We start from the raw sequence: 11,286 nt of genomic DNA, 5'->3' as shown, positions 1-11,286 counted from the left end.
TAAAATTGAAAAAAACCCCGCTTATTAGCTGGTCCCCAAAAGTAAGGCGGAGATTATCTCAACAAATAGGCAAGGTTTTCAAGTGTTATACAATAAAAAGGGCTATTCAGCCCTTTTTAGCTACAAAGATTCATTAAGAATTTTCGGAGTTACGAAAATAAGTAACTCTTTTTTCTCATTAAATTCACTATTAGATTGGAACAAGTAACCAAGGTAAGGAATATCACCTAACAGAGGTACTTTTTTCGTGCTGCTCACAATCTGCTGCTGGTAGATACCACCAAGCACTACTGTCTGACCATTATCAACTAATACTTGAGTACGAATCTTCTGTGTATCAATTGCCACTGCAGGGCCAGTTGGTGTTTGTACTGTATCACCACGCGTATCCTGAGTAATAACGAGGTCTAAGATGATCTTGTCGTCAGGAGTAATTTGTGGCGTTACTTCCAAGCTTAATACTGCTTTCTTAAATTCAACCGTAGTTGCACCACTTGATGCAGCTTGAACATAAGGAATTTCAGTACCTTGCTCAATACGAGCAAGTTTTTGGTTTGCAGTGGTAATACTTGGACTTGCGATAATTTCAGCTTTGTTTTCTTGTTCAAGCGCAGATAACTCAAGGTCAATTAGCGTGCCATCAGCAAGTTTTGCCACATGAATACCAATACTACCTGCTGGGTTTGCAATCGGTAAATTAACATTTAAACGATCGCTAAGTGCTGGAATAATGCCATTTGCGATATTGTTAGCACCTTCTAAGGTACCTGAAACACCATCTGAATTCTGTTGATCACTAAAGCCCCAACGAATACCTAAATCTTCTTGAACATTGTCACGAACAGTAACCATGCGAGATTCAATTTTTACCTGCTTAACCGGAATATCAAGGTTCTCAATCATACGACGAACACTTTCAATACTTACTGCTGTATCTTTAATAAGTAATGTATTGGTACGCTCATCCACCGATACTGAACCACGGCTTGATAAAATACTGTTACCTTCAAACTTTAATAGTTCTGAGAAGTCTTTCGCTTTTGCGTAGTTTAGCTGAATGTACTCGCTATATAGAGGTTCAAGTTCAGCAACTTTTTGTTTAACTTCTAGCTCTCGAGCTTCACGCGATGCTAATTCTTCTGTCGGTGCAACCATCAGAATAGAACCATCCATACGCTTATCTAGGCCTTTCATACGTAGCACAACATCTAGCGCTTGGTCCCATGGAACACCATCTAAACGAAGTGTAATGTTACCTTCAACTGAGTCACTTGTTACTAAGTTGAAGTTATTGTACTGCGCAATAATTTGCAGCACTTGACGAATAGAAATATCTTGGAAGTTAAGTGACATAGGCTTACCTTGGTAGTCTTTACCATCACCAAGGAAACTTCGCTTAGACTCGTCTTTTTCAACCGTTAATGTGAAGATGTTATCAAGTTGCTGATAGTTATAATCAAAACCTGTCGTAGTATCGATAACGATACGGCTGTTGATGCCATCTTTAAAGGTTTCAACAGTGCTTACTACCGTACCAAAATCCATAACATCTAACTGATACAATAAATCATCAAGAATATCGGTGTTGTGGAATTCAGCAACAATTTTGCCAGCTTTTTCACTAACGTCGATTGCAGCCATGTTTTCTTGTAAGAAAATCATCACTCGCGCTTCACCGCTTTCACCACGACGAAAATCAATAGCTTGGATTTTGTTAATATAACTAGAGCTGTCTTCTACTGCTGATGTTTCAGCAACATCTTGCGTTGGGTTATCACTCACATGTAAATAGAATAAGTTTTTATCTACACGTGTTTGATAAATTTTAAGATAGTCTAAGAAAACAGTAACTTTAAAGCCGTCATTTTCAAAAGCATGGGTAACACGTTTAACACCTGCTTTATTAATTAACACTTCAGTTAGATTTTCTTCAAAGTCAGCTTCATCGAAAAATAATTCAATACGAGCAGGCTCAGAAAACACCTGAATTTTAGGTTCAATATAAATCTCTTCGTCAAATACGAATTCGATTTCCGTTTCACCATCGAGTAATGGGTTGTAGCGCACATCATATAGCAGCGGGACAGCAGATGCCCCAAATGAAAGCACCAATAAACCGGCTGTCAGTAAAGTTGCAAAACCTTTACGGAGTAGACCTACTGCTGATCGCATATTATTAAACCCTTTATTATTAACTTGACGCATTGCTACCTGCCTCCACGATTTCCACTTTCGTCAGGCGTTCTTTCCAACATCCTGCACCATCAGGTATTAACTCTAATAACTCAATAAAGCCATTTTGAACCTGAGTTACTTTGCCATTAAACAAACCCATTCGGCCACCAATACCAACTTCATGTAACGAGTTATCAGGCGCTGTTATCAATGCCAATAGCTCGGTTGTTGAACCTATCGTTCCGCGCATTTGTAAGTTCTCTAGCGGGAACCGCTCTAACGCTTCTTTACGTCTTCTTGGATCTGGATGGAGGCAATTCTGTACCTGCAATAATCGATCCTGAATAACTTCGGGTTTAGGTGCCACAAACGGACTTCGCTTTTCACTGGCGGTGTAAGCAAAGTGGTTAAACTTCTTTATTTCAGGAATAGGCTCAACGTTATTATTAGTATTAGCACGCACCTGATTAATAAACTCTTGTTGCTCTGTTAAATCATCAAAGCAGCCGCTTAGAATAAGAGGCAATGCTAAAATAGCTAATTTTTTCATTCGCGCTCTCCTTCATAACGGTATGTTTTAGCAACAACGCTAAATTCCAGTTGTTCTTGTTTATCACCACCTTTAATTGTGAAGTCATGCAAGCTGATAATACGAGGTAATTCAGCAACTTTACTCACAAATTCACCAAAGTCGTGGTAGCTACCCACTACTTCGATTTTAATCGGCAGTTCTGTGTAGAACTCTTTTTCAACTTCTGGCATCCATTCTACTTTGTGGAATGTTAAACCACTTGATGTACCAATGTATGATAAGTCTTCAATAAGACCTGGAGTTTCGCTCGATGTAGGAAGACGCTTCAATAACTGAGCAAACTTTTCTTCCATCTCAACCATTTGTTGTCGGTATATTTCAAGTTTACTTGCCACATCGTATTTTTGGCGATAAGTAGTCCTTAACTCTTGCTCTTTTTGCTGAGCTTGCTCATATGCTTCAATTTCACTTGAAACCATCATTGAGTATGTAAAAAAAGCAACTAGACCTGCCGCGATAATGCAAACAATAGCCTTGACAGCAAGAGGCCAACTACCTACATTTTCTAAATCTAACTCATCTAATTCAATTTCGTTTAGCGATTTTAAATCAATATTCATTCTTGAGCCTCGCTAATTTCTTCGAAAGGCTTCACTCTGAACCTTAGGTTAAAATCATTTAGTAGACGAAGTTCTTGATCTCCAGCTTCAATAACTTGCATCACTGCATCTTCAAAAAGGTACGATTCTTCTAGCTTACGCAACATTGCAGATACGCGGTTGTGTGATTCACTCTTGCCTACGATTTGTAGTGCTCTGTCACGACGTTCTAAGCTTGTTAAGTAAACGCCAGAAGGTACAACTAAAGCAACCTCATCCATAATTTGTGTACCGAGATTTCGGTTACTTTGAAGCTCTTCAATCAGGCGCATACGTTGCTGTAGACTCGCTTTACGTTTATCCAACTCTCGAATATCTTTTATTCGCTGGTCAAGGAGTGCAATTTCCGAGGTTAAGAAGTTATTTCGTACATTCTGACCATCTTTTAAAGCTGCATAAAACATACTCAGACCGAACATGCTACCAAAGGATAAAACCACAACTAGAAATAGTATTGTAACAAATTGCTTTTGTGCTTCTTTACGCGACGCTTCACGCCACGCCAGGAGGTTTATATGTGGCATGATGAAAAACTCCTTAGTGCTAAGCCTGTTGCAACTGCTAATTGAGCTTGATGTTTTTCTAAGGATTCACGATCTACGCCAGGTGCTAACTCCATTTTTTCAAATGGGTTCATTATCACAGAGTGAATGCCAAGCTCATCAATCAACAGCTTATCTAAACCTGAGATCAACGAAGTTCCACCCGAAAGCACAATATAATCAACTTGTTCTTTACCACTTGTAGTTAAGAACATTTGAATTGCACGACGAACCTGCTGCAAAAATGAGGTTTGGAAAGGAGCTAAAACTTCAAATGTGTAGTTAGGTGGTAAATCACCTGATGTTTTAGCTAATTCGGCTTCATCAAAACTTTTGTTATAATACGACACAATACTGTGAGTATACTGTTCACCACCAAACACTTGGTCACGGGTATAAAGTGTTTCACCATTTTGAGCAACACTAATTAGTGTCATCGTCGCACCGACATCAATAAATGCAACAACTTTATTTGTTGCATCTTCAGGTAGAAGATCATAGCAAAGGTCGATATTGCGACTTAAGGCATAGGCTTCCACATCAACAACTTTTGGTGTAAATCCACCGGCTTCAACTGCGCCAGCTCTTGCTTCTACACTTTCAGTTCGCGCAGCGGAAAGCAACACATTTACCTTAGAAGGATCAGCATCATTTACATCAAGTTTTTCAAAATCCAAACTTACTTCATCTAATGGGTATGGGATTAAGCTATCGGCTTCAATTTCAATCTGCGACTCTAATTCAGCATCCGTTAAGGCAACATCCATAAAGATAACCTTAGTGATAACAGCTTGACCCGAAACCGCAGTTGCCGCTTCCGTAATATTCTTGGGAAGTTTTTTACGGATTTTATTAATAACACGACCAACAGCTTCAATATCTTGAATGGTCCTTTCGGCCATTGCCCCTTTAGGCATCGGCTCAACAGCAAACGCTTCAAGTCGGTAATGCGTTTCTTTCTGGCTGAGCAACACCGCTTTTACGGAGTGAGAGCCAATATCAATACCAACCATCAACGGCTGTGGTTTTTTAAACAGTTGACCTATCATAAACCTAACGCTAATCCTTTTTTTTATAATTATAATAACTTTATAAAATCTAGCGAAAAAATTTTATTCAAAAATTAATCAGGATATACTACCAGTGTTATCTTGTAATTGGGAGTCCATTCTCGGGAATTTTCTGTGGCTTTTATAAAAAACTTTTTACGTTTTATTATCATATGTACCATTGTTGGTACTTTTGCAGTAGTAACCCTTTACTTTTACGTGAAGCCCGAACTGCCCAGCGTTGCCGTTTTAAAAGACGTACAACTTCAAACACCTATGCAAGTATTTACTAAAGATGGGCGATTAATCAACCAATTTGGTGAAAAAAAACGTATTCCGGTTACCATAGATCAAATTCCACAGGACTTTATACATGCAATTTTAGCAACAGAAGATAATCGTTTTTACGAGCACCCAGGTATCGACCCTATCGGTATTATCCGCTCTGCTATTGTATTAATTACTACCGGACAAAAGAAGCAAGGGGCTAGTACCATTACGATGCAGACCGCTCGAAACTTCTTTTTAACCCGTGAAAAAGCGTTCATGCGAAAGATTAAAGAAGTATTCATTGCACTTCATATCGAAAGCTTGATGAGTAAAGATGAAATCCTTACGCTTTACCTTAACAAAATCCCACTCGGGCATCGCTCTTTCGGTATTGGAGCAGCTGCTCAAGTTTATTACGGAAAAGATTTACAAGAGTTAACACTTGCACAACTTGCTACTATTGCAGGTCTTCCAAAGGCCCCTTCTACACTAAACCCAATTAGTTACCCCGAACGCTCCAAGAAGCGTCGAAATGTTGTTCTTCATCGCATGCTAGTTGAAGGTTACATCACACAATCGCAATATGATGATGCTAAAAATGCTCCCGTTACCGCTAGACGCCATGGTACTGAAATTGATTTCTCATCACCTTATATTTCTGAAATGATCCGCGCTGAAATGGTCGCTCGTTTTGGCTTAGAAGGTGCTTATAATAACGGTTACAAAGTATTTGCCACAATAGATTCTCGGAACCAAGCGGCCGCACAAAAAGCTTTAATGGACAACATCCACAATTATGATCAACGCCATGGTTTTCGAGGTGTCAAAATATACCTTTGGAATTCAGAAACAGATGCTTTTTGGTCACGCGATGACATTCTTACTTACTTGCAATCAGTTGACGAGTTTGGATATCTAAAAGCCGCAGTAGTCGAACAAACTGATGAGCAAAATGCGTATGCAATACTCAAAGACGGCACCTCAATTACTATACATTGGGATGGCTTAAAGTGGGCACGCCCCTACATTACCCAATCAAGGCAAGGTAAAGCACCTAAGGTAACTTCTGACATCTTACATCCAGGGGCGTTTGTATGGCTGCAACAAAATGAATTTGGTCAATACCAACTATCGCAAATACCTGATGTGAGTAGTGCCATTGTATCGCTTAACCCACAAAATGGCGCAATCGAAGCGCTAGTTGGTGGTTATAGCTTTGAGCAATCACAATACAACCGGGTTACTCAAGCTAAGCGTCAGGTTGGTTCGAATATTAAACCTTTCATTTATTCTGCTGCTATTGAGCATGGATACTCCTTAGGAACAATTATTAATGATGCGCCAATTAATAGCTGGAACTCCGCACAGCGTATTGCATGGCGCCCTGAAAACAGCCCTGCTAATTATGATGGCCCAATTCGTGTCCGTCGCGCTTTAGCGCAATCTAAAAACGTAGTTGCTGTTCGCTTGCTTAGGGGCATTGGTGCTCGCAATACGGTAGACCACTTGCTAAAATTTGGTTTTTCACCTGAAGATATCAAACCTCATGAAGCTCTCTCACTGGGTGCGGCATCTTTAACGCCATTGGAAGTTGCTCGTGGTATGGCAACATTTGCTAATGGTGGGCATTTGATAGAACCTTACTTTATCGACCGTATTGAAGATGCAGAAGGTAATATTATTTATCAAACGCAACCTCTAGTGGTATGCAACCAATGTACAGCTGAAGAAGTACGTGATAGCTATCATTATGCTCCTCGTATTATTAGTGAACAAAATGCATTTTTAATTGCTGATGCTATGAAAACAGCTGTCTATGGTGAGCCTGGTTGGCGAGGCACAGGTTGGCGCGCAAAAGATTTAAAGCGAGATGACTTATCAGGTAAGACCGGTACGACAAATGATATAGTTGATACTTGGTTCTCCGGCTTTAATAGTCAGATTATTACCACCACCTGGGTTGGATTTGATGACCCAGGTAAACGATTAGGTCGCGTTCAATACAATAACAACCTCAGCAATAATCAATTTGCAGGTGGTGAGTCAGGTGCAAGAACAGCCCAACCTGCTTGGATTGCTTATATGCGTGAAGCACTTAAAGGTATGCCAAGTGCACCTATCGAGCAACCGGAAGGTTTAGTCTCTGTGCGTATTGATCGCAAGTCTGGGCTACTTAGCCGAAAAACAGATAAATCATCTCGTTTTGAATATTTCATCAAAGGAACTGCACCAACCCAATTTGCGCAAGAAGAGGTGCCTAATTTATTCGACCCTTACGAATCTAATGACGTTGCAACTACTAACGAAGAGTTATTCTAAACATCAAAAAAGCCGCTAATTAGCGGCTTTTTACTTTTAGTCGATTAATATTGTTACTCAGAAAGCTTGTGACACAACCAGTAAAGGTCAGAGTGTACCCCAGCTGCTGTAACTTCACGGCCTGCACCAGGCCCTTGGATAATCAACGCATTATTTTCATACCATACACTGTTTATAACAAAGATGTTATCGCCAGGGGTCAGTGTAGCAACAGCTGCATTTGGCGAAACTGCTTTAAGGCCCACTTTTGCAATTACTGGTTTAGTTGTAGTGTCTAACTCCGCAACATACCTCAATGTTTTACCATTCTTTTCAGCTTCTAAAGCCAGCTCTTCAACAAACTTATCAAGTAAATCTCGTTTTGTTAATGCATCTTGCCACTTACCATTTGCAAGCTCAGTCGGCATCCACGCAGATAATTCGATATCATCAAGATTGAGAGAAAGTCCAAGCTCACGAGCCAGAATCAGTAATTTACGCTGGACATCTCTACCTGATAAATCTTCACGTGGGTCTGGTTCTGTAAAACCTAACTCTCTAGCCTGCTCAACGAGCTCTGAGAATTTTTTATCAAGTGAATAGTGTGCACCTAACCAAGATAACGTACCTGAGAATACACCACTTATTTTGGTAATTTTATCACCAGAATTTTGTAGGTCTTTAAGTGCAAAATTTATTGGTAAACCAGCACCTACACTGGTGTTATAACGCCATAAAAGACCCTTTTCAGTTTGTAGGCGACGTAAGTTTTCATACCAATCAAGCTCTGCAGTACCCGCATATTTGTTAGCCGAAATAATATGACAATCATGTAATGCAAACTCTGGATAAAGTAAACTAAATTGCTCGCTTGCAGTAATATCAATTATCACTTTATGGCCATAATCCAGTTCCTTTATAAACTCGATTAACTGCTCAGAGGTTGTGGTTTTAGCATGCTCATTAAACTGCTCACTTGCACTCGATAATGCAATACCCTGACCATTTAACAGGCTAGAAGTGGAACGTAATAAGCCAACAAGCTTTACTGGGAGTAAAGTATTTAACCGTTCTAGTTGGCTATTTAATTGCGATAAGAAGACTTCTCCTACATTACCAATACCAGCGACAATCACAGCTAACTCTTGTTTTGCACTGATTAATTCGTCGTGTAGCAATGATAAAGTGTCACTTTCTAATAACTGATCCCCCAACAAAATTGCAAAGCCATCCTGGCTCCAAGCACCGCGTAACGTCATACTTTGCTTCTCAAGCAATTGCTTTGCGCTTTTAAGTAACTGCGTTTCACAGCCTGGCTCACTGACAATCGCAACACCTGACACATTTGACTCAATTAGCACAGCGTGTTCTTTATAAAATGCTGCAACTTGCTCACCAAACTGGCTTGGCACTAGTAACAAGGTATTGCCATCAACCTCTAATGGCTGCAAAGGATGTTGAAGCAAAATGCTCAACTCTCTAATGCTTTCTTTATTACTATTTGTCAGCTGAAAAACATCGGAACTTGCAAGCGTGGTAAGAAAACGCTTTGCTTTAGCCTGTTCGTTTGCAACCACTTTGGTGCCATCACTGTGGCTGTCGTAGCTACTTCGCACAACCAATTTGATATCGCTGTCTTTTAATGGTGTCAATGTTTTAGCATGTAAAACAGGGTTTCCTAGACGCGCCAGTAACTGCGCTTGTTGTTGGCTAATTTTGCTATATTTTACCGCTTTTTCAACTTTGCGAGGATCTGTGCTGTAAACACCCTGTGTATCAGTCCAAATAGTTACGCTATCAGCGTTTAAGTATTTACCAAGTAAGGTCGCACTGTAATCACTTCCATTGCGTCCAAGTGTCACCGTGCTGCCGTTTTCATTACTAGCTATAAAACCTGTCACAATATTAAGCTGATCATTTTTCAAAACCTGACAACGGGCAGTATTTTCCTCATGCTTAAGGTTATTTTGTGCAACTATAAATAAATCTCTGCTATCAAAATGGCAAGCAGCAACCTCTATTTTATTTAAGTAATGAGCAAGCAAACGTGCAGACCACAGCTCGCCATGAGCAAGAAGCCATGCCTGCTCTAACTCAGCGCAGCCAGCGCGTTGAGAAATAGCATTGATATCATCGATAAAGTGAGCATACACTTCACTTTTATCTCCTAACAGTTCAGCAATTAGTGCGCATTGATGATCTTTTAACAGTGCAATCACTTCGCCAACACCTTTGTGATCTTGATTGTGATAACAAGACCATAAACGTACAAGCGTATCCGTTGTTTTACCTGCAGCTGAAACAACAACCGCATCACCACCTTTTAATTGATGGCAAATATTAGCAACTGCATGATAACGCTTGGCGCTGCTTAGACTCGAGCCACCAAATTTATAAACTTGTTTCGTCATTTATTTTATCACCACAATGCAGGTCGCGCGGCACAACACTGGGTTTTAGAATCGCCACCAGCAGCTGTGTTTTTATTAATCGTTTTTGCAAATGCTTGCTCAAGGTCAGCAATTAAGTCTTCCACATCTTCAATGCCAACAGAAATACGAATAAGGGTATCATTTACACCTGCTTTTATACGCGCTTCTGGCGCCATGCCAGCATGTGTCATTGTTGCAGGGTGACAAATTAAGCTCTCAACGCCGCCTAGTGATTCAGCGAGACTGAACTGCTCAACACTAGTTAAAAACTTCGCTGTATCCTCTATGGTACCTTTTATACTAAAGCTCACCATGCCACCGAAGCCCTTTTGTTGCGCTTTCGCTAAATCATGTTGAGGGTGACTTTCAAGGCCTGGGTAGTAAACGGTTTCAACATGCTCACAAGTCTCTAAGTAGCGTGCGATAGCAAACGCATTTTCTTGATGCTGTTTAATACGCACATTTAAGGTACGAATACCACGCAGCGTCAAATATGCATCAAATGGCGCACCGGTAATACCAATGTTGTTTGCCCACCAAGCAAGCTCTTCACCTAACTCTGAAGTGCGAGTAATTACAACACCACCAACAACATCTGAGTGGCCGTTAATGTATTTAGTGGTTGAGTGAATCACAATATCTACCCCAAATGAGATTGGGTTTTGTAATGCTGGCGATAAGAAGGTGTTGTCTGCTCCAACTAAGGCGCCAACCGAATGGGAAACTTCCACTACTTTGGCAATATCAGTTAGGCGTAAAACAGGGTTACTCGGTGTTTCAATCCATACAAGCTTAGGTTTAATTGCTTTTATCTGTTCATAGCAAGACGCATGAGTAAAATCGACAACGGCTACTTTCAACAGGCCACGCTTTTCTAAACTTGTAAATAAGCGATAACTACCACCATAGCAATCATGGGGAATTAAGATTGTATCTTCCGGCGTTAAAATTTGTGTGCATAAGTGAACAGCAGCCATACCTGTTGCTGTAACAATCCCTTTTTCGCCACCTTCTAGTTGAGCCAATGTATCCGCTAAAATATCACGATTAGGATTGCCACTTCGGCCGTAGTCGTAATCACGCTTTTTATCAAAATCTGCGAATTCATAGGTAGTTGATAAATACAATGGCGGTACAACCGCGCCATGATGCTTATCTGCGGTAATGCCATTGCGAACAGCAAGGGTTGTTTGTTTACTCTGCTTCATAACTTTGCCACTTAGATGTTTAGACGTCTAAAAGGTTAAACCACTAAATAGCGGAAGTCAAAACTTTTACACGTCTATATAGCCAAATAAATGATATTTGACTATATATTTTAAAACGATA

The 11,286-nt window shown here is 40.2% G+C and carries 8 protein-coding genes; 1 reads left to right on the top strand and 7 read right to left on the bottom strand.

Features of this window, described 5'->3' with window-relative positions:
* Nucleotides 1-120: 120 nt before the first annotated feature.
* Genes ABYD77_RS08000 through ABYD77_RS07980 form a run of 5 tightly spaced genes read right to left on the bottom strand, consistent with a single transcriptional unit; the run spans nt 121 to nt 4,957 of the window.
* The gene (locus tag ABYD77_RS08000; protein WP_372768718.1) at nt 121-2,205 is read right to left on the bottom strand and encodes a type IV pilus secretin PilQ; all 2,085 of its coding nucleotides are present in this window, start codon (nt 2,203-2,205) and stop codon (nt 121-123) included.
* Complete coding sequence (locus ABYD77_RS07995; protein ID WP_274763183.1) at nt 2,192-2,725, bottom strand: pilus assembly protein PilP; 534 nt, start codon at nt 2,723-2,725, stop codon at nt 2,192-2,194. The genes ABYD77_RS08000 and ABYD77_RS07995 overlap by 14 nt, the downstream gene beginning before the upstream one ends.
* The gene (locus tag ABYD77_RS07990; protein ID WP_372768715.1) at nt 2,722-3,327 is read right to left on the bottom strand and encodes a type 4a pilus biogenesis protein PilO; all 606 of its coding nucleotides are present in this window, start codon (nt 3,325-3,327) and stop codon (nt 2,722-2,724) included. The genes ABYD77_RS07995 and ABYD77_RS07990 overlap by 4 nt, the downstream gene beginning before the upstream one ends.
* Nucleotides 3,324-3,890 carry a PilN domain-containing protein gene (locus ABYD77_RS07985; RefSeq protein WP_372768713.1) on the bottom strand — a complete coding sequence of 189 codons (567 nt, stop codon included), beginning with the start codon at nt 3,888-3,890 and terminating at the stop codon, nt 3,324-3,326. Before ABYD77_RS07985 ends, ABYD77_RS07990 begins: the two co-directional genes overlap by 4 nt.
* A complete protein-coding gene (locus ABYD77_RS07980) occupies nt 3,878-4,957 on the bottom strand; it encodes a pilus assembly protein PilM (RefSeq protein ID WP_372768711.1) in 1,080 nt (359 codons plus the stop codon). Before ABYD77_RS07980 ends, ABYD77_RS07985 begins: the two co-directional genes overlap by 13 nt.
* A gap of 135 nt (nt 4,958-5,092) precedes the next feature.
* Here ABYD77_RS07980 and ABYD77_RS07975 point away from each other — a divergent pair, with 135 nt between their 5' ends.
* Nucleotides 5,093-7,546: a penicillin-binding protein 1A gene (locus tag ABYD77_RS07975; RefSeq protein ID WP_372768709.1), complete on the top strand. Its 2,454-nt coding sequence runs from the start codon at nt 5,093-5,095 to the stop codon at nt 7,544-7,546.
* 53 nt (nt 7,547-7,599) lie between these two features.
* Here ABYD77_RS07975 and metL read toward each other — a convergent pair whose 3' ends face one another.
* Together metL and metB are read right to left on the bottom strand one after the other, a co-directional pair.
* Nucleotides 7,600-9,936 carry a bifunctional aspartate kinase/homoserine dehydrogenase II gene (gene metL, locus ABYD77_RS07970; protein ID WP_372768707.1) on the bottom strand — a complete coding sequence of 779 codons (2,337 nt, stop codon included), beginning with the start codon at nt 9,934-9,936 and terminating at the stop codon, nt 7,600-7,602.
* An 8-nt stretch (nt 9,937-9,944) separates the two neighbouring features.
* Nucleotides 9,945-11,165 carry a cystathionine gamma-synthase gene (gene metB, locus ABYD77_RS07965; protein ID WP_372768705.1) on the bottom strand — a complete coding sequence of 407 codons (1,221 nt, stop codon included), beginning with the start codon at nt 11,163-11,165 and terminating at the stop codon, nt 9,945-9,947.
* Nucleotides 11,166-11,286: the final 121 nt, after the last annotated feature.

The organism is Pseudoalteromonas sp. (assembly GCF_041629635.1).
GTDB lineage: Bacteria > Pseudomonadota > Gammaproteobacteria > Enterobacterales > Alteromonadaceae > Pseudoalteromonas.
Note: the sequence above shows the minus strand (reverse complement) of the source record. Positions and strands in the feature narration are given on the sequence as shown.